We start from the raw sequence: 25,085 nt of genomic DNA on the forward strand, positions 1-25,085 counted from the left end.
TAGCCTGAGCAAAGGGAGAGAAGTTTCTCACTGGCGTTTGAGATCACCGTCGTTTCGACACTCCTTGATAGGAAGTGGATAACGCTCTCAAACAATGGTCCGAGACGCCTTTACCAGCTCGAAGAAAGTTAGTCGGCAGGCCGGCAATATTTTACCTGTCATGTGGACAAGGACAACATGAACCAGCGTCGGGTTTGAGGATATGCAGAAGTGCTGTCGAACAGACTAGCTTGCGCGCTAAGCAGCCGTTGCAAGGTGGATAGCCGGTAGTCTGCTAGCCACACCATAGCCCACAAAAAGCGAAGTTCCAGTGGGCGGCGACTTTACTGATGATCGCGAGCTTCATCCCAGAGATCGCGATGGCGTGAGTGCTGTGCATCATTATGAACTCATCACCCTCCCCAGCATAATCTTGCTAACAGCGTACGACTGGCCGCCGGGAAAGAAAACCGAGTCAACGGCTAGGTTCGCCCGATTTGCGGTAGCCGGAGCATATTTGTTGGCGGTGGTTTTGTTTTTGAGTCAAAGTCAGAAACATTGGTTTCTTTAGAGCGGGCATGAACTGGCGGATTTGAAACCAAAGCAAATTGGTGGCACGGACTGATACGTTAGATGCGCTTTCCGGAAGATTTTGACGTAGAGCCAAGAAAACCTATTCATCGTAAACGACAGCAAAGGGGCCGCAAGCGGAACGGCCAGTTTCATCGAAAACAATTGGAAAGCTGACATAAATGTTCGCTGACCCGTTAAGTGCCAGTAAAGAATCTTAGTTCCGACCCAAAACTGGCGAACCAAGATGCCAATTGGGTAGAATTGAAATGAAGGGAAGTGAATTGACTCATTTGAGTTCCTGATAGTCCTGCTTCAAGAACTTTTTTTGCTTTGGTATAGCGGGCAACCACGCAGCTTTCGAGCGTCTTGAACCACGACTGCCCCTCAGCCGTAGCAAGCCGATCAGCATTAAGGGTCACTATGTACTGATCTGCACTCAACGCAGTGTTCGCAACAACGAAATCCAAGCTGCGAAGCAAAGTATCTTCATCAACCTCGAAGATATTGTCGTGAATGAGAAGACCAAGGTGTCTGCGTTTGGTGTCTTCATTCAATAGTAAACAAATATCGTAGATAAAAACCTTCTCGCGATCCACACTGTGGCTGCCGTCGTCATCAATACGCATGTGGAGATCGACAATCTGCTTTTTTGGAGTGGTACGTACTTCAAATGACGCTTTGCGATTACCTTGAATGAATTCGTGAGCGCTTAAAACGGTGTCTTCAAACGACTTTATCGTTTGACTGCAATCTCGAATGTTTCCATCTAATTCAAGAAGCTTTGTGTCCTTCGCGATCTTGAGTTTCTTTCGTTCAAGTTGGAGCATGTCATACCGGCTTAGGAAGCTCTTTAACTGGCCCAGTTCATCAGCTAATTTTTGAGCAGCGGCGTATGTTTGCTTCAAGTTCTTCAGAGAGCCATCGCGATCTATGACTGAGAGGTATTCACGATAACGCTGATCAAGCCCATCGATTGTCTTGGTGATTTCGACAACTTCACTCTGGAGGGTGCTTGAGCGCTCGTTCAGGAGGTGGTTCTGAAACTCCTCTATTTTTTTCTTGAAACCGATCACCTCGTTCAACTCTCGAACGATCATGTCACCCAGACCTGCCTTCATCTGGTCGTAGAATGCGCCCACCTCATCGTTGTCCAAATAATATTCGGAAGAGATCGGGCGGAGCTTGATCAGTTTCCGATTCAAAATATTACGACGACGACGGAGTTCTTCGACTTCCTTTTCGATCTCAAGCATTTGGTCTCGAACCACATCGTACCCGGCAGTATTTTCCAATTTCTCGATGCTTCGGTTGATTTTAGCAACTTCATCCGACAGCGCGTTTAGGTCTGATCGAGCGTCTTCGATATCTTTCTTCGTCAATAGTTTGACGCTTTCTCGGACGCGCTTGCTTTCCTCAACCACTCCATCAATCCCGGCCAATATATTGCGGACGTCGCGATAGAGGTCGAGTTCGACACCAAACAGGTAGAGGTGCGGGGTATAATCGTCCGGCACCCGGAGACGCGTATCAAAACAGGAGACGAGTGATTTGAACTCGGAGCCTTCGTCGCGGATCAACGGACCGAGCAGCTGCCGGAAAGACGGATGTTTGCCTTCTAGGTGCCCGAATAGCTTTGTTGCAAGGAATTTCAGGGCGTCATCGGTTTTAGAAAAAGTCGTGGTTGATCCTTCGCTTGTAATCGTCGGATGCTCGGAATCCTTGATGGAGCGACGGATTGTATAATCGACGTTGTCTATCATAAAATCCAGGCAAACCACCGTGGTTTCTGGAAAGATCGACTTCGGTATTTTGTTGACCCGGCTCCCTGATTTGCCTTTGAGCAGCGCGAAATTAATAAACTCAATTGATAGCGACTTGCCAACGCCGTTGTTCTTGTCACTCTTAAGGCTTCTCTCGCCAAGAATAACATTCAGCCCGGCAGAGAATTCTACGGGGTCGAAAGCTGCGGGCTCCGAGTAAAGTTTCTTAAGCTGCAACATTTTTCACCAAATATGGCTGCTGAAAATCGATCAGTCCGACGGCGTAAAGGAACATTACGCCGTGGTAAAAACTGTCAATTGTGAACCATTTCTCGTCTTTGACGCGATCAACGACGTCATAGATGCTTACTTTCTTCGCCTCATTTTTCGATAAGTACTTCATCAACTCGTAGCCGACAATCGGCGGAGACTGAGACAGATTTTCGTCTTTGAGAAACAGGTTAGACACGAGCTACATCTCTGTTCGGGAAAACATTGCACTTGATTACCTGATCAAGGAGAAAGAAACGAACGGCGGACTCGTCGTAGCTCACACCCTTGTCAGAAAGAAGAACGCCGTAACGTGAAGTCAGCCGATTCAGCGCCTTCTCCGGGTTGCCTTTTTCATCAGTCAGTGTCCGATCACTCGTGCGTTTCATAAAAATCTGCATCTTGCGAATTTGTGATCTGGTAGGGGTAGCCTGTTTCAGCGTGTCATCCAGCAGGCTACCGTACACCTCGCGAAGGTCCTTGTATTCAGTCTTGAGGAAATCCGAGTGTTCGGCAAACCGTTTTTCGATCTTACGTTCTGGGTCTGCTTCATCGGGAAATTCCAGGCAACCGTCAGCTTTGCTTTCCTCACCGAGTGCCTCGATCAATGCGAGGATGGTTATCTCCTCATTTGGAAGCACACTTCCCGCTGCTGGTCGGACATTATCTTTAAGGTAGTCTAGCAATTCCTCGACTGCCTCGATCTCACAGTCTTCGAGCCGCTTCACAACTGTATTCATGTCCCACAAGTCGCGGTCGAATTGGAACGTGAAGCCGGATGCATCGTCGAGTGATACCTTCCGATGATCACCGGCCTTGATTATGTTGAGGACGATTAGCTGATCGTATGATGCGTTCAGCCCCTTTTCGATGAACTTGTCGAACGTAGATTTTATCTTCGAGATGTCCTTTGTGGACGTCACCTGAATTGCAATTCGCGCCTTCTTATCGCCGAGATCAATCGCCGCTGCATTCGGCTCCTCGATGTTTATGTTGATGAGGTCCAGCCCCACAACGATGTTAAGCACCTCTCGGTAGAAATCTTCCGCGCGCTTGTTGATGTCCGTGAGATAGACCGTTCTGTTCGTTTCGATCAGGGCTTTTATGACGCTCAGGTAATAGTGCGCCTGGTTGACTAACTGCATTTTTCTGATCATCGCTTGCCCAACTACTTACTCGACAACGGCGTCTTGGTAATCTGCCGCACGCTCCTGGCAGTGGGCTCGCACGCGCTGGAGCCAACTCTCGTACCAGACCCACATCCCTTTATATTCACCATCACGCCCGAAGTTATTGGCCGGATTTTTTGCATCCAGTGTATGCCATAACGCCGTGTGGCTTCTCTGTTTGAACTTGGGATAGCCCTCTGCTTGCATGATCGCAATAATTTGCTTGCCAAGATACCGTTTCTTTTCCACTTCTTTGAGCAATACGCGATTGATCTCGGCGGCTTCCTCTGACCCTGGCTTTACGAACTCAACGGCGAGGTCTGCGGCAGACTTACGGTTGGCGAGCTTGGGTACGAAAACAACGCGGTATGCAAATTCTGGGTCAGCCATCTGTTCAACCGAGAGCCCCTTGTGAAACTCATCCATCAGAGTCTCGATGTGCGTTGGAAGGAAACTGGCCTTCTTCAGAATCGAGCGTTGGTCAGAACTGAACGTGACAAATTGCAGTGCAATGGGTAGGCGACGTTCGAGACCGTACTGGCCACCGAACAGCTTTTTGATCGCTTCATTGAAGTTGATGCAACAAGCTTGCATCTTCGCACTGACCGCGTCATCAATCCGATTGGTCATACGATGTTCAATCTCGTGCCGGATCATAATCAGAAACTCCAGATTCTTCACCGCACCAGCTGGTATCGGGCATCTTCCATGCCTGAGGCACATGCCCAATTCCCAATAGCAATCCTCGCCAGAGGCCGTCTTTTTGACAGTGCTGTCCGCGTTTTTATAACGATAGTCGATGCCTTCACGCCGGTAAAATGCATGCATCAGGTAAGTCCAGGCAATGACGCTGGTAACGATGAACAGTTCCGCTCGGAACGTAAGACTTGCACCATTGAAGGTGTGAACTGATGCGATCATTGCTTCACGAGCTTTGATCAGTAGTTCATCGCCTCGCACGCTTAAACCAGTCGCTGGATCGATATCCGGCCAGGTCGCGAGGTAATCGCTCAGGTCGTCATCGGTTGCGGACTTAACAGCCTTATGCTTGGCCTCCGTCCTGATTTCAGAAATCACGCGATGGTTCACGGATCGTGTCGGCCGTGTGAAGTACGCAAGGATTTCCTGATCGCTATAGCCGCCCCGGGCAAGCATGGCCTTGACCAAAGCGATTTCCCATCGCTCAAGCGGAAGTCTCAACTTCTTCGACAATTCCCAAACCCCTAAGTACCCAGGGGAGATATCACTAGAATTCTTAAGGAGTTGCAACCTCTAATTTCAGTGGGACCTACGAGTTGTTCACTCGAGGAGCTTGCGCCATTACTAAGCTATCTCGCTTCCCATCTGAGCGGAAGAACTTCAATTAACCCGGAATCAAAATCCGAAGTTTTAGCGGTTGTCCTACAAGGCACGCCCCAGCGTTTTCCGTTCACTTTACGCCCAACCATGTTTTAAGAAGAAATCCTTGGAGTGCCAATTATTTCGATCAATTCGATGCGATCCAACTCGCCGATACGACTTGGGTTGAGATGGAAGCCTAACTCCCTTAATAATCGCAAACACATAGAGTTTGAAAACTCATGAGCTGTTCGCCGTCAAGCCTAGGCGGCATGCCTCATGCCCATCTAAAGCCTTGCCTTTGAGAGACAAATGCAGCATTTTTTCGAGAAATTCCAGCTGCGGCGGGTATCTGTATATGCAATTAAGCCGGAAACTGAGCGTGAGGCAATGTCCGATTCAGAGATGCTGGCAAAGGACGCTAAATGACAGAGATAAAGCGCTTGTTCGACGTTGCTTTAGCTTAGTCAGAGTGCGAGATTAGTTGCATCAGTGTCAGCTCCAAAAAAACCGTTCGAATTTTCAAGAGCAGCTCCGTGAGAGCTCGCTCGTTCGTTCCGCCAGCAACTCCTTGTTCGGATGAAGTCTTCGGTCAAGCGGCAGTTTAATCTTCATATTATGGTGGTCCACACTCACCGCTTTGTCACCGTTTGTGTACTCGCCAGTTTCCATTGTGGGGTCAGCAAACCTGATCCTAAAGCTCGTCTCGATGAACAGCCAACCGGTATCGAACAAGCGATGATGGTTTGCGCATAGGCAGATGCCGTTCCGGGGGTCAGCTCGCAAATGCTGACGCCCTGATGCCCAGGGAATAATATGCGCAGCTTCTAAAATCTCACCAAAAGATACCTCGCAAACGGCACACTGGTAGTTATACGCCTTCAAGACTGCGCTACGAAACACGCGCTGCAGGTTGCCCCTAGAAAGCACCTTAGTCCACCTATCGGGTGCTGCTTCTGGATCGTCCAAAAGTTCGTCAGCTATACGATCTAGCTCTTCCCTCGCTTTGTCTGAAAAGGGGTTATTTACCTGCGACCAGTCGAAGTCATAGACTTCTTGTAGGTCAGCCTCGTCTCCAGGCACCCCTGCAAATCCAGCGCCAGGAACCCCTGTCGCTTTCGAGTAAACGAGTGCTGTTAGGCGCGGAAGCCCCTCTGCGAGACAATAATTTTGGATTGGGCCCAAAGCGTATCTCATTGGGCGCCAATGGATGCCAAGCTGACGGGCGGCATCACTATATGTCAGGGGCTGACGATTGTTGGCCGCAGAGACGAGGATAGGCCAGAGAAGGCCGGACCGCTGTTCATGATCAACCATATGACTACCTTCACCTCGACGTCTTTCCTCGTCACTTTTACTTTCGTTTTTATCTCTCAGTCTCCGCACGAACAAGCTTAGCGCGCGTATTGTTTTCAGAGCTCCGGCCTATTTGCCCATCTAGACAGAAAACCAAGCAGTTAGATCGCTGCGCATGCTGTCCAGTCTAAAACCGCGCACCAGCAGGAACGGCAGCTTTTAGGAAGTCTCACGATCACTTTGGATGTCCGGAACTGCGCGCAATGCAGTCATTCCTAAGCCTATGGGTTGAGCGATAAGAACCACTTATATTAATCATACTATCTGATATAATGAGCTATAGAAAAGGACGCTATCGCTCATGACCTGGAACTGGACGCAACCGGACTGGCCCAATTTTCGCTATGAAGCTGCGGCGCTGAACAGTCTGGAGCAACAATTCCTGCTATCCTCAGGTGAGGTGATCGGCTCCGTGCGCCATATCGATCCGGAACAGCGCGACCAGTTGCGCATCGAACTGCTCAGTGATGAAGCGATCAAGACAAGCGCCATCGAGGGCGAGACTTTGGACCGGCTCAGTGTGCAGTCGTCGCTGCGACGTCAACTGGGCTTGACGACCGACCGGCGTTCGGTGCAACCGCGTGAACACGGCATCGCCGAATTGATGATCGATGTGTATGGCAGTTACGCGTTGCCACTTGACGACGCGACCCTGTTTCGCTGGCATGTCATGCTAATGACAGGCAACCGGCATCTGGAAACCATCGGTGCTTATCGAACGCATACTGACGCCATGCAGATCGTCTCCGGAAATCTGGATCATCCGACGATTCATTTCGAAGCGCCGCCCTCAACACAGGTGACCGCCGAAATGGATCGTTTCATTGCATGGTTCAATGAGACGGCACCCAATGGCTCGTTTCCCCTCCCCGGACTGACCCGGGCTGCACTCAGCCATGTCTGGTTTGAAAGCATTCACCCCTTTGAAGACGGCAATGGACGCCTTGGTCGCGCACTGGCCGAAAAAGCCCTCGCCCAATCGCTGGGCCAGCCCAGTCTGATCCTGTTGAGTTTTGCCATCGAACAGAACCGCAAAGCCTATTACGCACAACTGGAACAGCATCAGCGCACGCTTGATGTGACAGAATGGCTGGTGTGGTTTGGGCGAGCCGTGCTGGCGGCGCAACAACTGACGCTCAAGCGCGTAAACTTTTATATTGCCAAAGCGCATTTCTACGACCGGTTCCGGGGTGCACTCAATCCACGGCAGGAAAAGGTTGTCGCACGATTGTTTGAAGCCGGGCCCGAAGGTTTTGTTGGAGGCTTAAGTGCAGATAATTATCTGGCCATTACGAAAGCCTCACGCGCCACTGCCACTCGTGATCTGCAGGATCTGGTCGATAAGGGCGCTCTGACGCGGCAAGGCCAGTTGCGATTTACGCGCTACGCGCTGAATTGGGAGCCCTTTAGTCATTGATTCAACATATTTATTATTATCATATTTAATCGAAACAGTTACTAAGTAGCGTTACTCTGACGTTAACCATGTTTGTTTATAACCTCCGATAAGTAAAGGTTATCGGAGGTTAGATGACCAACTAGAATAAATCCGCTATAACGACCGGGAAAACACCGACAATAACGCCACCTTATTAATAGCGCGAGGATATGGCCATGACTGTAACCGTCAAAGTCGCCGAGGCCAAAACCCACCTTTCAGACTTGCTCGCACGTGTCGAAGCTGGTGAAGAGGTGATTATTTCTCGTGGCAACACACCCATCGCACGCCTCGTAGCACTTGATGAACGGCGCCAACGCATGGCGGCAATTGAAGCGGTAAGAGCTTTCCGCGCCCATGCGCAACCCGTCACCCAGCAAGAAATCCGCTCGTGGATTGAAGAAGGGCGCCGTTGATATGGCCTTTATTGTAGACGCCTCAGTTGCTGGCGTCTGGCTGCTGCCTGATGAGGATCATCCATTCGCCATCGAGATGATGAGTCAGCTTGCAGATAAAGACGCCATTGCCCCGGAACTGTTGCAAGATGAAATCCGCAGCATTCTGCTGAGCGCTGAAAAGCGAGGTCGTATCGCTGAGGATATGGTGTACACGGCCCTGACACGTTTTCGCGCCCTGCCCTTGCGTCTCGTAACACGCAGTGAGGACTCAGAAGTCATTCGGGTCGCCCGTCGTTATCAGCTCAGCGCTTATGATGCCGCTTATCTGGCACTTACTCTCACCGAGGGCCTGCCTTTAGCCACACTTGATCGCAAACTCGCAGGCGCGGCCCGTGCGGAGGGGGCAGTTGTTCTGGCCCACTCGCCCATGGTCACTAACCGCCTTCAAAGACAAACACTATCGCGCGCTGCGACATTCGACACTATAGCTGCTGTGCTACCGATGAACCGCCGTGATATGCTGGCTCATATTCTGACAGACGAAGATGTCGAAACGCTCCGGCATTTGTTCAACAAAGGCATGAGCGAAAACACCCTGCGCGCGCTGACCTCGGATCTCGCCTATCTTGAAGCCTGGTCACTCGCTGCAACCGGCAGCCTCCTCGCTTGGCCGGCGTCTGAAGCTCTGCTTCTGAAATTCGTTGCCCATCATCTCTGGCGGCCGCAGCAGCGCGAGATCGAACCCGATCACGGCATGCCGGCCGACGTGGAGGAGGAATTGCGTCAACGCGGGTTCTTGCGCGTATCCGGGCCGCACGCGCCGGCAACCGTCCGTCGTCGTCTCGCTAATTGGTCAACACTCACCCGCTGGCGCGGTCTTGAGGGTTCGTTCTCATCTCCGCCCGTCAAATCGGCGATCCGGTTTGCGGCGCGCGCCATCAACCGGCCCAGAGCTCGCAAGAGGGCCATCACCGCCGACATTCTGGGCAAGCTGCTGGCAACCTGTTCCAGTGAGGATCTCACCGCGCTCCGCGACCGGGCCATCCTTATGGTGGCCTTCGCCTCGGGCGGACGTCGTCGCAGCGAAATTGCTGGTCTGCGAACAGAACAGCTTATCAAACAAACGCCCGTCACCGCGGAAGACGGTGCTCCCCTCTCCTCACTCGTCATTCATCTTGGCCGCACCAAAACCAGTGGCATCGAACAGAACGACGTTGTTTATCTAACGGGCCGGCCCGTAGACGCCCTCACCCGTGGGCTGGAAGCGGCAAAAATCGACAAGGGCAGCGTGTTCCGCAAGATTGACCGCTGGGGCAATGTTTCGGCGCATCCGCTTGAACCAGGAGCAATCAACGCGCTCGTCAAGCAGCGCGCAAAAATGGCCGGGTTGGCGCCGGAGGAGTTTTCTGCGCACGGACTGCGCTCCGGTTATCTCACCGAAGCCGCCAATCGCGGTATACCGCTCCGCGAAGCCATGGAACAATCCCGCCATCGATCCGTACAACAGGCGTCCGATTATTACAAAAATGCCAAACGGCGTAGCGGACGCGCATCGCGGTTGCTGTGAGACCGCGATGAACTATGCAAGGCGGAAGACGATAGCGGTCCAGCTGCTTTTCGAATAACTAACCGCAATGTCATAGGAAATATTTCATAAATTGTTCAATTAATCTCAGTGAGGCGGTTCCGGGCTTTGTTGTGGCAACTGCGCAAGTTTTCACGTTCTTCAGAACATGTCATTCACTATGATCTGACCTGCTGGGCACGCTATATCAGCTCCATTGCCTCTTAAGTTAGCTGTTCCATTCTTGTGAACGGACATCGAACTTTTTAAATGATGTGAAAGCAGCAATGGGTTTCCGCCACAGGGACAATCCACTTTCTCCGGTAGTAGTTCAAAGCTTTAGCATCATCAATGCTCCAATATCTGAAAAAGGTCACAACAAGGCTCTGTTGCTTTTCCACTTCGATACAACCAGGGCGTGACCGAGAGCGTTTATTTAGAGCGCAGGTCTGATTCAGTCAGATTGAAACGCGCTCTAAACCAAAGATGTGAAGAGGACTAAAACTTCGCAGTCGCACTCATACGGAAAGTACGTCCGGGTGCTGGTGTCAAAGCCTCAGTAAGCGCATCAAGATAATAAAGATCAAAGACATTATCGATGCTTGCGTTGAGGGTCAGGCTCTCACTCACTTTGTAAGAAGCAAAAGCATCATACACCTGATAAGAGCGCCAGTCGCTTTCAATGCCTGTACCTTGCCGTTTAATGGCGCGCTCTCCGGCGAATGATATACGCCCACCAGTGGTCAACTTCTCATCAAGAAAACGAGCGCCAAGCGTGATCGATCCGCTATAGGAAGGCGGCACATAAACGCTCAGATAGTCATCGGGCGGCGTTGCTTCGACGCACGAAGCGCTTTCCCCAACCTTCGCTGCGAAGCAATACTGGATATCAGTATAGCGATTGAGATTTGCGTCTGCGAAAAACCGTCCAGCATCATAAGAAAGGGACAGCTCGAAGCCCTTATACTTCGCACCATCAATATTCGCGAACGTTCGGTAGGCGAATGGCAGGCCAGCACGATTACCGTAAATTCTGACGATATAATCGTCATAGTCATTGTCAAAATAAGCCGCCTTGAAGCGTAGCTTATCATTGGCGATCAGAGCGTCACTCTTCAGATAATTGAGGCCAACTTCATAGTTGGTGGATTTTTCAGGTCTGAGGTAAGGATTGGGTTCAATCTGTCCAGGCATCTCAAAAACAGTTTCGCGCACGCTTGGCGGACGCCAGCCTTTTGCATAAGTGGCAAACAGCTGGAGGCCATCCAGAGGCTCGACGGTGATACCAAGACGCGGATTGAAGATATTACTTTGAAGCCCATCCGTCGGGTCGACTTCCTTGCGATCATTGGTCCGATAATCTTCATAGCGCAATCCGGTGGATAGTTTTAACCAATCAACAGGTTTATAATCTGCATTAGTAAAGACCGAAGCAACTGAGCGATCACCTTCAATACTCAACTGCGCGCCGGGGTTCTGGTTTATCTTCTCATAAGCATATGTTGCGCCATACTTCACATCAAAGATGCCAAACTGTGTGTCGAAATGCGATGTGTTCCAGATCTCGCCGCCAGTTGTATCAACTTTTGAAATGCTCGGTGAGCCTGTCAGGATTTCAATCGCGGCCCATTCGTCGGCAACTCTCGTATGCCAGAGATTGGCGTGAAAATCGATAAGATCATTGTCATTCGGGTTCCACGTATATTTGGCAGTGTACATGTCTGAAGTGACATGACTGAGATTAGCCTGATATGGATCCCAGCTATATTGCGAGAATGGGTTATTCATATCCCCGTATTCTTCGCCATAAGTGCTGTCGTATCGAATATATCCAAGCTCAAGCGTCTGATCATAATCGAAGTTGAACTTGCCCTTGAGCAACACGGATCGGGTGTCCTGAGATGTATTATAAACCTCGCCGCCGGGCTTTAAATCAGACATCGGGTCCCAGAATTCAGTATTCCGGAATCCAAACCGCTTGACCAGCCTTTCACCATTTTTGCCGGCAAAATAATTGCCATTGCGCCGATAGGCATATGCTCCTGTCAGCTCGAAATCCTCGTTTCGCGCCGCGAGTGCAATACTCCCCACCCGATTGCCGCTATCCAGCCAGTCATTGCCATCAAATCGCTGTTTAATCTCGTTGGGTGGTGCAACATAAGGGCCCGGATCAATGCTGTTGCCTCCAAAACCACCTTTGATCTTCATGCCATAGGATTTACCTTCCAGTAGAATATCATCCGCATTAAGTGTGCGCATATTCACCACGCCGCCCATCGCGCCGCTGCCAAAAGGACCACCCGAAGGCCCCTTTTCAACTTCGATACCGCCAATGAATTCCGGATCAACAAAGGTTCGGCTGCTCATCCCTTTATACCCACGATAGGTCGAGGAACTTTGCTGGGCGCCATCAACCAGTGTGGCAACGCGATTCATACCCTGTAAACCGCGTATATTCACATTCAGCGACTGGCCCGTGCGATTGCCTGCGGAAAATACGCCTGGCGTATTGCGGAACATATCGCCGGGACTGGAAGGTGGGACGCGGCCTATTTGCTCTGCACTTATATAAGCTCCTGAACCTGCCGTTTCATAGGGGGCATCGGCAAATGACGCGCCACGTCCACCCGTGACGGTGATTGTATCAAGCAACAATGATCCATTGGCATCAGCAGGTGCTCCCTGAGCGGACGAGCTGCCGGAACGTCCTGTGACAGTGACAGTGTTACCATTGGTAAAATGGTAAGACAGCCCGGTATCTCTAAGCAGCGCTGCAAGGGCTGCTTCGCGTGTCATAGTGCCTGTCACGGGCGAGCCGCTGATCCCACCTGCTGATGCATCCTGAAAGACGACCGAAATCCCGGTAATATTTGAAATATCATTGAGAGCTTGACGCACCGGCTTTGCAGATATTCTGAAATTATATGTCTGCTGCCTTGCCGCTTGTCCGAGTGCTGGCAAAACGGGGCTTACAACTGTCCCACCCATCGCAAGAATTGTCGTTGCCATTAGCGCAAAGATCCGACTGCGCGCCCGCTCACCGTTTCTCATGAAAACAAACCCTCTCATTACCTGAACAGGAGAGGAAGCCGTGCTTTCAATATTGCGTCCCTCTCAATCAGTTACACGTTTGGGAGCAATCAGATACACACTAAAACTTGACTCTTTTTTACAAATAAACACAAGCCATTGTATTTGTTGTAAATAATTATCACTTATGGACTAATGATCACAAGTTTCCCGGCAAGTCGGCTGATCCTGAAGCCTACAGTTGCTTGAAGAGATGCAAGAGCATTGTCTGAATCCTCAAGCGGCAAGTTACCGCTCACCAATTGATCGGCAAGCCCATTGCCTACAACAACAATCCGGCCAGAGCGGTAACGGCCGATCTGATTCAGAATATCGCCGAGCCGCGCCTGGTCAAATATGAGGCGTCCTTTCTGCCAGGCCATTGCTTCATCAATGGCAACCGGATGAACGGAACCAAGGCCACCATTATCATAGCCAATGCCTTGTCCAGCTTCCAGTTTTGCGCTTTGTCCATCCGCTTCTGACGACACGATAACGTGCCCTCTGGCAAGATTGACTGCCACGACCTGTCCTAGAATCTCTACCGAGAACGCAGTGCCAGTAACACGCGTTTCGCCCTGACCGGCATCGACCACAAACGGTGTTTCTGACGATTTGACATCAAAATAGGCGGCCCCGCGCAGAAGTTTTACGCCACGCTTGGTGCTCGTCATATCGATGGAAATGGCACTGTCTGCATCCAGCAACGCGGAAGATCCATCCGGCAGAACGATTGTCTGACGTTCGGCGCGCGCTGTTACGAAATCGGCTGAAAGATTTTGCAAAAAATGTGGATTTTCTATCCAGATATCAAACCCGACCAGCGCTGCGACAAGTGTACCTGCAATACCAGCGAGGGCATTGCGTGCGCGACGGCGCTTACGCACCAGTCCAATAGCATCAAGATAGCCGCTTAGCTGAGCTGCATCTTCAGAGGCAATCATCGCGCTGGGCAGATCAGCATCAACCCATCGCGAACCAATCCGCCGATAAGCTTCATTATGAAGCGGGCTTTTATTCAACCAAACTTCAAAGTTTTTCTGGTCCGCAGATGACGGCTCGCCATTTATACGGGTAAACCATGCGATCGCTTCCTGATCGATGTGTTCCATGGCCCGCTCCGGCGATGAATGTCTGTCAATCGTCATGAAGAGTGCTTCCAGCCGCCAGCAGCGCACCTCTAAAAAATAAGGAAACGAATTGCATCAATTCACTCATAAGTCTCACAGAGACTGCTCCTGAAAACCAATACAGGCGATCATGGCGCGGGCCATATGCTTTTCGACCGCACTGCGCGATATCCCGAGTACTTCTGCAATTTCCGAGTATTTACAACCATGAACCTTGTTCAACAGAAAGATATGTCGCGTCCGCTCCGGCATTTCACGGATGATATCATCCAGCTGTCGTACCGTATCGCGTATTTCGACAAGATCATAAGGCGTTGGTATGGGGACTGAACACTGCTCCGGCAGAATATTGGCAGCATAAGTTGAACGGACGCGCTCCGCGCGCACGTGATCAACAATCGCATTGCTGACTGAACGGTTAAGATAAGCAACATCGCTGTCAAGACTTCCAGTACCCCGCTCCCACAGTCGTAAAAATACGTCCTGCACAACATCAGCTGCTGCGGATTGTGATCCAAGGCGTCGGGCTACACGTTTTAGAAGACCAGGGCGCTCTTCGCTATACAAAACCTCAATTTCATTGCGAGCAACCATCGCACCCCACTCAATTTTCGCAACGTCGATTCGAATGACTATTACTTCGAACCGGCGCCGCCAATGTCGTTCAATATACGTCTCCCGTTAAATTACTTACGAAAGACAGGTTATCGACAACCAACCATAAAACTTGCCTATTAATCTCATATTTAGGGAGATATCAAATCAAATTGCAAGACTTTTACTGGAGCAACACCGCAGGTTGATATAATTTTTTTATGCCTATCAACGTCAATAACTCCAATAAACGGAGTGGCTACGTGTAAGAAGTTAGATCGCTGCATGCGCGGCTCGGACAAAGTGCAATGCCTACAGCAGCTTCTCCACGTCATTGTGGTGATTATCATCAGTCTCTGGGGCTCGAGGATATGATTGACGGCAGAAGTATATTCTTCAAGGGCAGTGACTACGGGCCTCTCGTCTGGCTCTACAATGTTGCTGATGGTCTGATCAATTGAGTGCATGTCAAATTTCGCGCTCGGCATCCTGGAGCGCTATGAGGCACATGGCTCGCTTCTCGACCTACCGCAACGTTGCCGCTTTTTCTCGTTCGCTGTGACGAACAAGTTCTTTGATGAGAATCCGAAATCTATGGCACCGAGCTTCAGCCTGTTAATTACCGCTGCGAACTGCCCCCACGGGGGTGCGGACGAAAACTTGGACTATCAGGGAGGTAGTTCATGTATTCCTACGAAGACCGGATGCGAGCCGTTACGCTTTATATCAAGCTGGGCAAGCGTGCGAAGGCCACTATTCGCCAGTTGGGCTATCCAAGCAAGAATGCTTTGAAGGGCTGGTGCCGGGAATATGAGCACCATCTTGAACTGCGTTTAGGATTTGCACCTCGAGCCCCAAAGTTTACACAGGCGCAGAAGAAAGCGGCTGTTGAGCACTACCGCACGCATGGTCGTTGTGTTTCTGCAACGATGCGCGCCTTAGGCTATCCTGGCCGTGCAACGTTGACAGCATGGGTTCGGGAGGCGTTCCCTGAAGCTCAAAAATCAAAAGTCACTTTTACAGCCGTTTTGACCTTGCGCCGCGCTCCCACTCCCGCCCACTATGGACCAGCACAACTTTTTGGAATCAATCAGATGCGCCGCAATTAGTCGCTCGAAGAAGAGTGATCGCGTTAAAATAAGGGATGGAGTTTGATGAAAAAACTTGGGAAGCTAATTTCTGCAGCACTCGTTGTTGCTGCATTCAATAGCACAGCGCTGACACAGACCTTTGCAAAGACATTGGTTTATTGCTCGGAAGCATCGCCAGAGAATTTTGATGCGGCTCAGACCACCTCTGGTGCTGTGTATGATGCATCAGCACGCAACATTTCAAACACCCTTATAAAGATCAAACGGGGTTCGACCGAACTTGTGCCAGGACTTGCAGAAAGCTGGGATGTCTCTGAGGATGGAAAAGAGTATACTTTTCAATTGCGAAAAGGCGTTAAGTTTCACACGACTGATTTTTTCACGCCCACGCGCGAATTCAACACGGATGATGTAATCTTCACCTTCGAGCGTCAGGGGGATGAGGAAAATCCTTATTACAATCAGGGAACCTGGCCACAGTTCGGCGCTTATTCTTTTCCCACGTTGATCGAGAAAATTGAAAAAATCGACGATCACACCGTTAAGTTCGTACTTTCGCAACCTGAAGCGACTTTCATCTCGACGCTTTCTCTGACGTTTTCAGCAATTCAGTCGAAAGAATACGCCGATAAACTGGTCGCAGATGGCAGACTGGAAGACCTCAGTCAAAAACCAGTCGGCACTGGACCTTATCAGTTTGTAGCTTATCAAAAAGACAGCGCTATTCGTTATAAGGCCAACCCTGATTATTGGGGTGGAAAGCAGAAGATCGACAATCTTATCTTCGCGATAACACCAGATGCAGCGGTTCGACATCAAAAACTAAAAGCCGGAGAATGCCACGTTATCGCAGCGCCAAATCCGGCAGATATTGCGGAGATGAAACAAGATCCTTCGATAGCTATGCTGAGCAGAGATGGAATGAACCTTTCATTTCTTGCATACAATACGCAGCAGAAGCCATTCGACGACGTTCGCGTGCGCAAAGCACTCAATATGGCAGTTAACAAGCCGGCAATCATTGATGCGGTGTATAACGGCTCAGCTATTGTTTCAGTAAATCCGCTTCCACCAGCTGTTTGGGGCTATAACAAGGACGTTAAGGACGATCCTTATGATCCTGATCAATCGCGCAAGATTCTGGAAGAAGCAGGTGTAAAAGATCTGAAGATGAAAATCTGGGCAATGCCCGTGCAACGTCCTTATATGCCAAATGCTCGCCGCGCGGCTGAATTGATACAATCTGACTTTGCCAAAGTGGGCGTTAATGCAGAAATTATCACTTACGATTGGGGTGAATATCTCAAGCGTTCACTGGAAAAAGACCGCGATGGTGCTGTCATGCTCGGCTGGACAGGTGGTATAGCAGATCCTGACAATTTCCTGGCTGCTCTTCTCGGCTGTCAGGCAATTGGCAGCGCAAACCGCGCCAATTGGTGCAATGAGGATTTTGAAAAGCTGATCCGGGCAGCCAAACTGACAACAGATCAGGCCGAGCGGACAAGACTTTATCAGCAGGCACAGGTCATATTTAAAGAACAAGCGCCGTGGCTGACCATCGCTCATCAAGTTGTAGAGCAACCTGTGAGCACTAAAGTTAAAGACTTCAAAATTGATCCATTTGGTGGATATCTTTTTGAAGACGTCGATATTGAAGAATAAAGGCCTATTACCTTTACTCAAATAAACGGGCAAGAAAGGCCAACTTGCGAGCGATATGAATGCCCGCAAGTTGCGCTGTGAAGGCACCTTTGCTTACGTCTTTCTTGTGCAAGTTCTGAGAAGATTTATCATGAATATCGTAGACCGCTTTCTGAACTACACACGCATTAACACTACAGCTGTGCCAAATGCGGGTACGCTGCCCTCCAGCGAGGGACAAACACAACTAGCGACATTACTTGCTGGTGAAATGCGCTCGCTTGGCTTAGAAGTCGAAGAGCGAGACCACTCAATTGTGGTGGGTACACTCGCCGCCAATGTTTCGAGCGAAAAACACGCGTTCCCCACGATTGCCTGGGTTGCGCATCTCGATACTTCCGCAGAATACTCAACAGATACGCGTGCGCATATCGTTGATTACGAAGGTGGCGACATCGTCCTTAACGACGAAACCAACGCTGTCATGCGTTTGGATGAGTTTCCAGAATTAGCCCATTATGCGGGTGATCGTATCATTGTGACCGACGGGACAAGTCTTCTCGGTGCTGACAATAAATCAGCTATAGCCGAAATCATGGATGCAATTCAGTATCTAACACAACATCCCGAAATTGAACACGGGCCGGTGAAAGTCGTTTTCGTTCCTGATGAAGAAATAGGACTGCTCGGCGCGAAGGCGCTTGACGCAGCTTCATTGAACGCCGATTTCGCCTACACTCTCGATTGCTGTGCCATTGGAGAAATCGTGTATGAAAACTGGAACGCCGGGGAGTTCCGTATCACTTTTACGGGGCAGCCGGCACATCCAATGTCTGCCAAAGGCAAGATGCAGAATTCAATTCTCTACGCACAACAGTTTATTGCGATGTTACCAGGTGGCGAGCGGCCGGAATATACGGAAGGGCGAGAGGGTTATTACTGGGTGAAAGGAATAGAAGGCACAGTCGCAAAGACAACTCTGACGATCGATATCCGTGACTTTACCAAAGAAGGATTTGAGAACCGGCGCCAATTCATTGCTAAGCTAGCATCCGGCTTCAATCAGCTACACGGTAGACACATCGTTGATGTGCATTACAAGCCGGTCTATCGTAACGTTGCGGAAAGCCTTGAAGGCAAAAACCGATACCCGGTTGAATTGGCGTTGAACGCTATGAGAACTATTGGCGTAGAACCAAAACCAGTGCCCATGCGCGGCGGTTATGATGGTGCAGTTTTGTCAGAAAAGGGCGTACCATGCCCTAATCTTTTTTGTGGCGCGCATAACTTCCACTCAATATACGAGTTCTTACCTGTGAACTCGCTTCAGAAAGCATCCAAAATGGTGGTGGAGATTATCAAGACAGCCAGAAGATTTGGCTGACATACCCCCAAAATCAAATCGGTAATTTGACGGCTGCTTCCTCGTGGGGCAGCTGTTTATGTTGGCTCCTTCGACAGCTGCGCTATTGTTACAAATTTTAGAGACGCCCTTGCCCCCTGAAGTCAAATAATTAGCTAAGTTAAGCAAAAAAGTTACGTTCTTGACGATCCGTCAGAACTCAACGATTGACGCTCTTTAGAAAGACAGACACGTTGTTGCGGATCAATATGAGAAAGCCAAACCTATATCATTGGTTATCGGAGGTCAGCCATCATATGCATAAATCTTGCCATCTGAGCCACTAATTGCTGTATAATCTGCTAAAGCAATAAGGGAATGGCAATGTCCGAACCGCGACTGTCTGTGCGCAGCTCCAAAGCGCGCGATCTGGCGCATGCATTGGCCAAGCGCACCGGCCAGCCAATCAACAAGCTCGTTGAGCGGGCGCTGGAGCGTTACGATCAGGAACTACAACTCAAAAGCAATCACCACCCCCTTGATGCCGTTTGGGAGCTTGCCGCCGAAGGCCGCAAAAACGTTCCAGCTGGCACAACGTCCGCACATGATGACCTATACGATGAGAACGGGTTGCCAAAGTGATTGTTGTCGATACGTCCGTGATTGTCGCAATCGTCCTTGGTGAACTGGAAGCCTAAGCATTCAAAACGGTTTTGCGTCAGGAAGCTGTCATTATTGGATGGCCCACCGTGTTCGAATTAAGAACAGTCTTGTCCGCCAAAAGATTTGCCAATGCGGGCGACATCGTCAATCGCTTCCTTGATGCACCCAACATTACAACCATAGCATTCGATGGAAGGCATTATCGCGCCGCCGAACATGCCCTGGAACACTATGGAAAAGGTCGCCATCCCGCCAGCCTGAACATGGGTGACTGTTTTTCCTACGCTGTTAGCGCCGTCAATAAAGCGCCGTTGCTGTTTAAAGGGCAGGATTTCGGGAAAACCGACCTTAAATTGCACCCTGAATCTTCAGTGGACTAATTATGGCAGGAGACAAGCCGATCAAATGGCGCATCCAGCAACTGGATACGTTTGCAGCGGTCCTGCAATGACTTAATACGCGTTTCATGTTCCTCTAACAGACGCAATCCTGCGCGCATCACATCACTGGCAGAGCCGTAGCGCCCTCCCCTCACCTGTGAATCGATGAAGCCGGCAAAATGCTCACCAAGGCTAACTGAAGTGTTTCGTGACATGTCATCACTCCTTTGCATCATTGGACCAACAATTGGTACTTAAACAGAACAAAAGATTTGCTCTGGCAGCGATTTGGGTGCTGTCACATTGTTTGCAGTAAGAGCCTGCTGGTGCGGCCAATGTATATTACGCAAGCTTATGAGCTGTGACGTTCCATTTAACCATCGCGTTTATGCGATGCGCTCGGATTAAGCGGTACAGCAGACCAAAAAACTTCTTATCCGGTCCACCCGCCGCATACCGGCCAATCGGTTGATGAAACTGGTCGCTGCGATCACGATCGCTGATCCAAAATTATCGCTACGCGATATTGCGGCACAGCTCGATAGATTAGGAGAGAAGCCAGTGCGTGGATGACGCAAATGACAACCTTCATCTGTTCGCAATCTCCTTGATGATGCGCATCGCTGCGGCCTCATTCCCCGCTAATCATCTAGCCAACAATTATTCAAAAAGGATTTCTTGCCTTGGCTCCCAAACTTCATCGATCGACCACTTGCTAGGCGTGACGGTCGCTAGTTTCGCGAAATAAAAGGGCAATTGACCGGACAAGCCTGCTATTTTCGCATGTAGCGAACTACTGCTTGAAGACTAACCTTACTGTTAACAAGTCCAGGCAAGCTATAGAGCTTAAAGAATTATTGATTTGTGTAGCTGTCAGCCCTGAATCGTTCCATTCTGTAAATTGATTATTTGACATCATCATTTCTGAGGATGCCTTCATAAACATCACACGTTAGATCTCGTGAAATAAACGATCCCGAACCATGTGCGCTGAACACAAATGAGTCACCATTCTCTTTACCTCTACCGCTGAAGGACCGGTACGTCATGATAGCCAATAGCATCAGTTTCATTTTGTCCAATCTTCCGTCAATACTGACACTAATTGCTCTGATTATCGCTTTAGCACTCCGCGGTAGTGATCACACCGGCGAACGTCGCTTCGGCTGGCTGCTTCTCCTCGCCGTTGGTATCGATGGCCTCTGGGCTGGCTTCTTTCATATCTTCTTTCCACAGCTCGCCTCCGCACAGATAGGATGGTCACCCAGCCCATTTGAAACAGAAATAGGGATAGCTGATTTCGCCATGGGTGTTGTAGCGATCATAGCATTTTGGAACAGTCTTAGCTTCAAATGTGCAATCGCACTCTATGCCATAATTTTCTATGTGGGCGTCGCTATCGGTCATGTACACGACGCAATTGTATCAGCTAATTTCGCACCAGATAACTTTGGGCCACTGCTCATTGCAACGCTGCTAAGAACCGGCATGCTTGTGTATTTCCTAATCAAAACTGGCATTAAGAAACAATAATTATGCTCAAGCAAAATCATAATAACTGTCATCCTCAGTTCTGGTGATGCCCGGAACAAGCAATCATCTTAATTCTAAGGAGCAGGGTTATCTTTGCTTGTAAATGAACAAAGATCCCAAACTCAGGTGGACGGAGATCAGGATGAGCACCTTTAAATTTCTCTCAATTATCAGTCTGGGAGTTGCAATTGCATCTCCTGCTGCCGCTTTTTCACCCACCAACCCTTTGTCGTCCTCTTCAGCCTCCCAACTTAAACTTGTTGCACAGGGCTGTCCCGCTGGTATGTGGCGCGGTCCTTGGGGGCATTGCCGCGATACGCCCTACACCGGTCCGCTGCCCAATGGCAACTGGGCCGGCAATCCCGCTCCGGCTTTTGGCTACTTTGGGAATGGCTGCCCTCCCGGCATGTGGCACGGTCCATGGGGACATTGTCGCGATACGCCCTATCATGGCCGTCTGCCTAATGGTCAATGGAAATAATTCATCCAGTTACCAATCTCATTGATGGTGAGCAAAATTATGCGTCTTTATAAAAGTTGTGGCTTAGCCATTATCACGACACTCATAGTGTGTTCTTTCCCAGCATTTTCACAGGACAAATCATCCTCAGAAAGCACTGCAACAGATACACCGCCACTGGTAGAAATTTACTCCTCTGACGATGCAGCCGCCGTTCTGGATGCCCGGATAATAGCTCTCAAAACTGTTTTGAAGCTTGATACGGAACAGCAAAAGCTCTGGCCGCCTGTTGAAGATGCAATACGGGAGCTTGCTTTGCGGGCGGCCGAGCGCAATGTCGAACGTTCGAAAGCTCAACCACCAGCAAATATCGTGGATATCCTGGAGCGCACAGCAGATGCAGAAATCGTCCGCGGGAATGAATTGAAGAAATTCTCCACCGCTATGAAACCACTCATCGGCGCTCTGACATTTGAGCAGCAAATGCGCATTCCTGCCTTCCTCGGCATGCAAGAAAAGGCAAATGGCCGCCCTCAACCAACATATGAGCTTTGGCTATTTGAAGCTGAGCAGTAAAAATGCGTGTCATTCTCGTATGAGTTGCCAGATAATTGACTGGAGTCCAGTTTGAAAGAGTTCGACAGTTCAAATGTTCTTGTCATCGGTGCTGGCCCGGTTGGGCTTACAATTGCACTCGAGTTGACACGGTTTGGTGTACCTGTTCGTATCATAGATAAAGCGCTCACCAGAACAGACAAATCCAAGGCACTTGTCCTTTGGAGCAGAACGCTCGAATTGCTGGGACACGCTGCACAAGATTTTATCGACAATGGGCTGCCGGTCACACACATCTCTATTTTGACTGAAGAAAATTTAATAGGGCGGCTCGATATCAGTGGTGTCCGGTCGCCCTACCCTTTTGCATTAATGATCCCGCAATCTGAAACGGAGCGATTGCTGGAAGACATGCTCAATCGGCGCGGCGTTATGGTTGAGCGTGGCGTTGAGGCCACGTCAGTTTCACAAACCGGCGATTTTGCGGAAAGCATCTTACTTGGCCTGGACGGAAAGGAAGAACGCGTGCGGACCGACTGGCTGATTGGCTGTGACGGGGCGCATAGTCTCGTTCGCCACTCCGTCGGTGCAACATTTGATGGCGAAACACTCCCCAGCGCCTGGGTATTGGCTGACGTTCACATCGACGACTACCCTTTTTGTACGGATGTGTCCGTTCACTGGCATCGTAGTGGCATACTTGTTGTTTTTCCGATTACGCGAGAGCGCTTTCGCATTGTCGGGAACATCGATAACAGTGATATTTCGGACATTGAAAACCCGTCAATGACAGAAATACAGCAGTTGGTTGATCAGCGAAGCGGTTTTAAATGCCGACTTTCACACGCCGAGTGGCTGACTGGATTTCGCATTAATGATCGGAAGGTAAAAGAGTATCGATATCAGCGTATGTTCTTAGTTGGTGATGCCGCACATATCCACAGCCCGGCGGGTGGGCAGGGAATGAACACCGGAATGCAAGATGCTCTTAATCTCGCCTGGAAGCTTGCTCTGGTTATTAAAGGCGCATGCAGTGAGGAATTGCTCAATAGTTATTCGATTGAACGCAGCCACGTTGGCGACAATGTTCTAAAAGCCACCAGTCGCTTGACGAAGATCGCAACCTTAACCAGCCCTATCACTCAGGAACTCCGTAATTTCGTTGCTCATCACCTTCTGGGAATATCAAAAATCCAGCATGCTATCGGATCAGCGATAACGGAAGTCGCTATTCACTATCCCATTAGTCCGCTAAATGGTCCTAAAGCTCGCTCTGGTCCGTATCCGGGCGAGCGCTTTTTTACTGCACACACTCAGAGCGGTTTGCACGAGCCAAGCGACGAACGGTTCACACTGTATATGAGTAACATTCCACTCAATAAAGCCGATTTTCACGCATTCCAGAGTGTGCTCCATCCCAATTTTCGTCAAAACCTCGATTCAGACACTCTTTATCTCGTTCGAGCCGATGGGTATGTTGCCTGCTCATCGCAGGATCAAAATGTAATCATCAATTACCTGAGAAATATATCGTCATAGAACGCAGAAGTTATGAATTTTATACGCGTTTCAACGTCTTGCCATGGTGCTCAGAAGGGCACCAATGCGCTCAAAATCCCGAAGATTAGATGCATCGGTTTTATGCAACACAGTCCTGATCTGAGCACGAACAGTTTCAAGTGAAACATGCCTGTTACCTGCCACGACTTCCGCCGTTTGGCCTCCCAAAAGAGCAACAGCTACAGCACATTCCGCGTTTGTTAGTCCAAACAATTCACCCAACAAAGATACTGGCGCTGAGCGTAGTTCGGACAGGTCCTGAATAACTATTAAAGCCGCCGCTGGAACACCGGCCTGCATCTGCAAAGGTGATGCGTAAACCGCTATTTGGTGAGCTTGCTCTGTCGCTCTGCCAGTGTACTCGATCAATATAGCGCCATCTCTTCCACTACAGGACGCATTATAAACAATTTGCCGAAAACGTTGCCCATCGCCTTCCTTTAGAACAACGCGCCCTCCCTTTCCGCAGAGTACCGGCGATACCGAGAATGGTATATCCTGACGCGCAAACATCTGTCGGGCTGCCGCATTTGCAAATATGACTTTGCAAGAACTGTCTAATGCCAAAAGAATTCCCGGCAACGCTTCAAATACCGAATAATTAAGAAACGCGTTGTGTTCGGTGTCTTTCATCTTCTTCCGCAATTTAAGTCCGCGTCTTATGTGTGGCAGGATCGCGGCAAGGGCCGATCGTTCGTGCGTGCTGAAGGCGCGCCGTTGGCGAAAAAAGCTCATTATTGTATGGTCATCGTCACCGACGACACCAATAAGCATGTGGTCTCGACCGTTTGGCCGAACGAAGTCCTGATAAAACTCGGTTCGATGATAAAGCTCAGGATCTAAAACGTCATCGTGAAACAGAACCGTTTCAGACCCGCCATCTGAAACGGTCATTCGGGAAACTGCAGACCTGATAGGGTCGATCTCAAGATAATACTTGGCGTATAGATCCTCTCCCGCTTCACCAGTTCGAAACACATTGGTAAACTGACCGTTCGCTTCCCTGAAGCGAAGCGTGCCTGCTTCAGCACCCAGTAAGTCGAACAGCTTGGCGCGCAAAGATGACCAGCCAACTTCGCCCGTAGATGCTTCGTAAATGTCATTAACGATCGAGTTGTATTGATTTTGCATCATGCCCTACACTGCTCAAATGCAAAAAGGCCTCTTTTTAAATTAGCAAATTTTGAGCTAAAATCTAGCTCCCAGCCTTTTTAATCATTAC

22 protein-coding genes and 3 pseudogenes are annotated in these 25,085 nt (G+C 49.7%); 15 read left to right on the top strand and 10 right to left on the bottom strand.

The features are described 5' to 3' along the window. Positions 1–746 precede the first annotated feature (746 nt). From J2782_RS20050 to J2782_RS20070, 5 genes are all read right to left on the bottom strand, one after another. Positions 747–2,552, bottom strand: coding sequence for a DUF2326 domain-containing protein (locus J2782_RS20050; protein ID WP_310015731.1), 1,806 nt, complete (start codon positions 2,550–2,552; stop codon positions 747–749). After that, positions 2,539–2,781, bottom strand: a complete 243-nt coding sequence (locus tag J2782_RS20055; protein WP_310015733.1) for a hypothetical protein — start codon at positions 2,779–2,781, stop codon at positions 2,539–2,541. The genes J2782_RS20050 and J2782_RS20055 overlap by 14 nt, the downstream gene beginning before the upstream one ends. Further along, positions 2,774–3,727 (bottom strand): SMEK domain-containing protein, encoded by a 954-nt coding sequence (locus J2782_RS20060; RefSeq protein ID WP_310015735.1) that lies wholly within the window; start codon positions 3,725–3,727, stop codon positions 2,774–2,776. The genes J2782_RS20055 and J2782_RS20060 overlap by 8 nt, the downstream gene beginning before the upstream one ends. 27 nt (positions 3,728–3,754) lie before the next feature. Further along, complete coding sequence (locus J2782_RS20065; protein ID WP_310015737.1) at positions 3,755–4,918, bottom strand: DUF3644 domain-containing protein; 1,164 nt, start codon at positions 4,916–4,918, stop codon at positions 3,755–3,757. A 693-nt stretch (positions 4,919–5,611) separates the two neighbouring features. Next, positions 5,612–6,406 carry an HNH endonuclease gene (locus J2782_RS20070; RefSeq protein ID WP_310015739.1) on the bottom strand — a complete coding sequence of 265 codons (795 nt, stop codon included), beginning with the start codon at positions 6,404–6,406 and terminating at the stop codon, positions 5,612–5,614. Between the two features lie 340 nt (positions 6,407–6,746). On the opposite strand from J2782_RS20070, the gene J2782_RS20075 reads away from it, so the two are divergent. The 4 genes and pseudogenes from J2782_RS20075 (at position 6,747) to J2782_RS20090 (ending at position 9,848) form a co-directional block, all read left to right on the top strand. Continuing rightward, on the top strand, positions 6,747–7,862 hold the full coding sequence (locus tag J2782_RS20075) for a Fic family protein (RefSeq protein WP_310015741.1): 1,116 nt from the start codon (positions 6,747–6,749) through the stop codon (positions 7,860–7,862). 197 nt (positions 7,863–8,059) lie between these two features. Beyond that, positions 8,060–8,299 (top strand): type II toxin-antitoxin system Phd/YefM family antitoxin, encoded by a 240-nt coding sequence (locus J2782_RS20080; RefSeq protein ID WP_310015743.1) that lies wholly within the window; start codon positions 8,060–8,062, stop codon positions 8,297–8,299. A 1-nt stretch (position 8,300) separates the two neighbouring features. Further along, positions 8,301–8,660 (top strand): annotated as a pseudogene (locus tag J2782_RS20085) (type II toxin-antitoxin system VapC family toxin); the annotation flags it as partial. A gap of 48 nt (positions 8,661–8,708) precedes the next feature. Then, a complete protein-coding gene (locus tag J2782_RS20090; RefSeq protein ID WP_310015868.1) occupies positions 8,709–9,848 on the top strand; it encodes a tyrosine-type recombinase/integrase in 1,140 nt (379 codons plus the stop codon). A gap of 495 nt (positions 9,849–10,343) precedes the next feature. Here J2782_RS20090 and J2782_RS20095 read toward each other — a convergent pair whose 3' ends face one another. The 3 genes from J2782_RS20095 to J2782_RS20105 form a co-directional block, all read right to left on the bottom strand. Further along, positions 10,344–12,854: a TonB-dependent receptor gene (locus J2782_RS20095; protein WP_310015745.1), complete on the bottom strand. Its 2,511-nt coding sequence runs from the start codon at positions 12,852–12,854 to the stop codon at positions 10,344–10,346. 206 nt (positions 12,855–13,060) lie between these two features. Continuing rightward, a complete protein-coding gene (locus tag J2782_RS20100; protein WP_310015747.1) occupies positions 13,061–14,062 on the bottom strand; it encodes a FecR family protein in 1,002 nt (333 codons plus the stop codon). A 75-nt stretch (positions 14,063–14,137) separates the two neighbouring features. Then, positions 14,138–14,638, bottom strand: coding sequence for an RNA polymerase sigma factor (locus J2782_RS20105; protein WP_310015749.1), 501 nt, complete (start codon positions 14,636–14,638; stop codon positions 14,138–14,140). 308 nt (positions 14,639–14,946) lie between these two features. Here J2782_RS20105 and J2782_RS20110 point away from each other — a divergent pair, with 308 nt between their 5' ends. From J2782_RS20110 to J2782_RS20135, 6 genes and pseudogenes are all read left to right on the top strand, one after another. Beyond that, the gene (locus tag J2782_RS20110) at positions 14,947–15,099 is read left to right on the top strand and encodes a hypothetical protein (RefSeq protein WP_310015751.1); all 153 of its coding nucleotides are present in this window, start codon (positions 14,947–14,949) and stop codon (positions 15,097–15,099) included. Between the two features lie 222 nt (positions 15,100–15,321). Beyond that, a pseudogene (locus tag J2782_RS20115) lies at positions 15,322–15,651 on the top strand (IS3 family transposase); the annotation flags it as partial. A gap of 141 nt (positions 15,652–15,792) precedes the next feature. Continuing rightward, positions 15,793–17,391, top strand: a complete 1,599-nt coding sequence (locus tag J2782_RS20120; protein ID WP_310015753.1) for an ABC transporter substrate-binding protein — start codon at positions 15,793–15,795, stop codon at positions 17,389–17,391. A 130-nt stretch (positions 17,392–17,521) separates the two neighbouring features. Then, positions 17,522–18,754 (top strand): peptidase T, encoded by a 1,233-nt coding sequence (gene pepT / locus J2782_RS20125; protein WP_310015755.1) that lies wholly within the window; start codon positions 17,522–17,524, stop codon positions 18,752–18,754. Positions 18,755–19,096: 342 nt separating this feature from the next. Then, positions 19,097–19,354: a type II toxin-antitoxin system VapB family antitoxin gene (locus J2782_RS20130; RefSeq protein WP_310015757.1), complete on the top strand. Its 258-nt coding sequence runs from the start codon at positions 19,097–19,099 to the stop codon at positions 19,352–19,354. 71 nt (positions 19,355–19,425) lie between these two features. Continuing rightward, positions 19,426–19,755 carry a type II toxin-antitoxin system VapC family toxin gene (locus J2782_RS20135; RefSeq protein WP_310015759.1) on the top strand — a complete coding sequence of 110 codons (330 nt, stop codon included), beginning with the start codon at positions 19,426–19,428 and terminating at the stop codon, positions 19,753–19,755. Here the strand turns inward: J2782_RS20135 and J2782_RS20140 are convergent. Then, entirely contained in the window at positions 19,752–19,970 is a 219-nt protein-coding gene (locus J2782_RS20140) for a type II toxin-antitoxin system ParD family antitoxin (RefSeq protein ID WP_310015761.1), read from the bottom strand. The two genes, J2782_RS20135 and J2782_RS20140, sit on opposite strands and share 4 nt — an antisense overlap. 211 nt (positions 19,971–20,181) lie before the next feature. Here J2782_RS20140 and J2782_RS20145 point away from each other — a divergent pair. From J2782_RS20145 to J2782_RS20165, 5 genes and pseudogenes are all read left to right on the top strand, one after another. Beyond that, positions 20,182–20,400: pseudogene (locus J2782_RS20145) on the top strand (recombinase family protein); the annotation flags it as partial. 402 nt (positions 20,401–20,802) lie between these two features. Beyond that, complete coding sequence (locus J2782_RS20150) at positions 20,803–21,288, top strand: DUF6790 family protein (RefSeq protein WP_310015763.1); 486 nt, start codon at positions 20,803–20,805, stop codon at positions 21,286–21,288. Between the two features lie 142 nt (positions 21,289–21,430). Then, the gene (locus J2782_RS20155; RefSeq protein ID WP_310015765.1) at positions 21,431–21,769 is read left to right on the top strand and encodes a hypothetical protein; all 339 of its coding nucleotides are present in this window, start codon (positions 21,431–21,433) and stop codon (positions 21,767–21,769) included. A gap of 24 nt (positions 21,770–21,793) precedes the next feature. Then, complete coding sequence (locus J2782_RS20160) at positions 21,794–22,324, top strand: hypothetical protein (protein ID WP_310015869.1); 531 nt, start codon at positions 21,794–21,796, stop codon at positions 22,322–22,324. A gap of 51 nt (positions 22,325–22,375) precedes the next feature. After that, a complete protein-coding gene (locus J2782_RS20165; protein WP_310015768.1) occupies positions 22,376–23,842 on the top strand; it encodes an FAD-dependent monooxygenase in 1,467 nt (488 codons plus the stop codon). Positions 23,843–23,872: 30 nt separating this feature from the next. On the opposite strand, the gene J2782_RS20170 is transcribed toward J2782_RS20165, so the two are convergent. After that, positions 23,873–24,997 carry a hypothetical protein gene (locus J2782_RS20170; protein WP_310015770.1) on the bottom strand — a complete coding sequence of 375 codons (1,125 nt, stop codon included), beginning with the start codon at positions 24,995–24,997 and terminating at the stop codon, positions 23,873–23,875. Between the last annotated feature and the right edge of the window lie 88 nt (positions 24,998–25,085).

It is taken from the genome of Brucella pseudogrignonensis (genome assembly GCF_031454375.1).
GTDB classification, from domain to species: Bacteria; Pseudomonadota; Alphaproteobacteria; order Rhizobiales; family Rhizobiaceae; genus Brucella; species Brucella pseudogrignonensis_A.

Coding starts and splice junctions, on each gene's coding strand:
- J2782_RS20050 (WP_310015731.1), bottom strand. CDS start 2,552: ATGTTGCAGCTTAAGAAACTTTACTCGGAGCCCGCAGCTTTCGACCCC.
- J2782_RS20060 (WP_310015735.1), bottom strand. CDS start 3,727: ATGCAGTTAGTCAACCAGGCGCACTATTACCTGAGCGTCATAAAAGCC.
- J2782_RS20070 (WP_310015739.1), bottom strand. CDS start 6,406: ATGGTTGATCATGAACAGCGGTCCGGCCTTCTCTGGCCTATCCTCGTC.
- J2782_RS20075 (WP_310015741.1), top strand. CDS start 6,747: ATGACCTGGAACTGGACGCAACCGGACTGGCCCAATTTTCGCTATGAA.
- J2782_RS20080 (WP_310015743.1), top strand. CDS start 8,060: ATGACTGTAACCGTCAAAGTCGCCGAGGCCAAAACCCACCTTTCAGAC.
- J2782_RS20090 (WP_310015868.1), top strand. CDS start 8,709: ATGGTCACTAACCGCCTTCAAAGACAAACACTATCGCGCGCTGCGACA.
- J2782_RS20095 (WP_310015745.1), bottom strand. CDS start 12,854: ATGGCAACGACAATTCTTGCGATGGGTGGGACAGTTGTAAGCCCCGTT.
- J2782_RS20100 (WP_310015747.1), bottom strand. CDS start 14,062: ATGACGATTGACAGACATTCATCGCCGGAGCGGGCCATGGAACACATC.
- J2782_RS20105 (WP_310015749.1), bottom strand. CDS start 14,638: ATGGTTGCTCGCAATGAAATTGAGGTTTTGTATAGCGAAGAGCGCCCT.
- J2782_RS20110 (WP_310015751.1), top strand. CDS start 14,947: ATGCCTACAGCAGCTTCTCCACGTCATTGTGGTGATTATCATCAGTCT.
- J2782_RS20120 (WP_310015753.1), top strand. CDS start 15,793: ATGAAAAAACTTGGGAAGCTAATTTCTGCAGCACTCGTTGTTGCTGCA.
- pepT (WP_310015755.1), top strand. CDS start 17,522: ATGAATATCGTAGACCGCTTTCTGAACTACACACGCATTAACACTACA.
- J2782_RS20130 (WP_310015757.1), top strand. CDS start 19,097: ATGTCCGAACCGCGACTGTCTGTGCGCAGCTCCAAAGCGCGCGATCTG.
- J2782_RS20140 (WP_310015761.1), bottom strand. CDS start 19,970: ATGTCACGAAACACTTCAGTTAGCCTTGGTGAGCATTTTGCCGGCTTC.
- J2782_RS20150 (WP_310015763.1), top strand. CDS start 20,803: ATGATAGCCAATAGCATCAGTTTCATTTTGTCCAATCTTCCGTCAATA.
- J2782_RS20155 (WP_310015765.1), top strand. CDS start 21,431: ATGAGCACCTTTAAATTTCTCTCAATTATCAGTCTGGGAGTTGCAATT.
- J2782_RS20160 (WP_310015869.1), top strand. CDS start 21,794: ATGGTGAGCAAAATTATGCGTCTTTATAAAAGTTGTGGCTTAGCCATT.
- J2782_RS20170 (WP_310015770.1), bottom strand. CDS start 24,997: ATGATGCAAAATCAATACAACTCGATCGTTAATGACATTTACGAAGCA.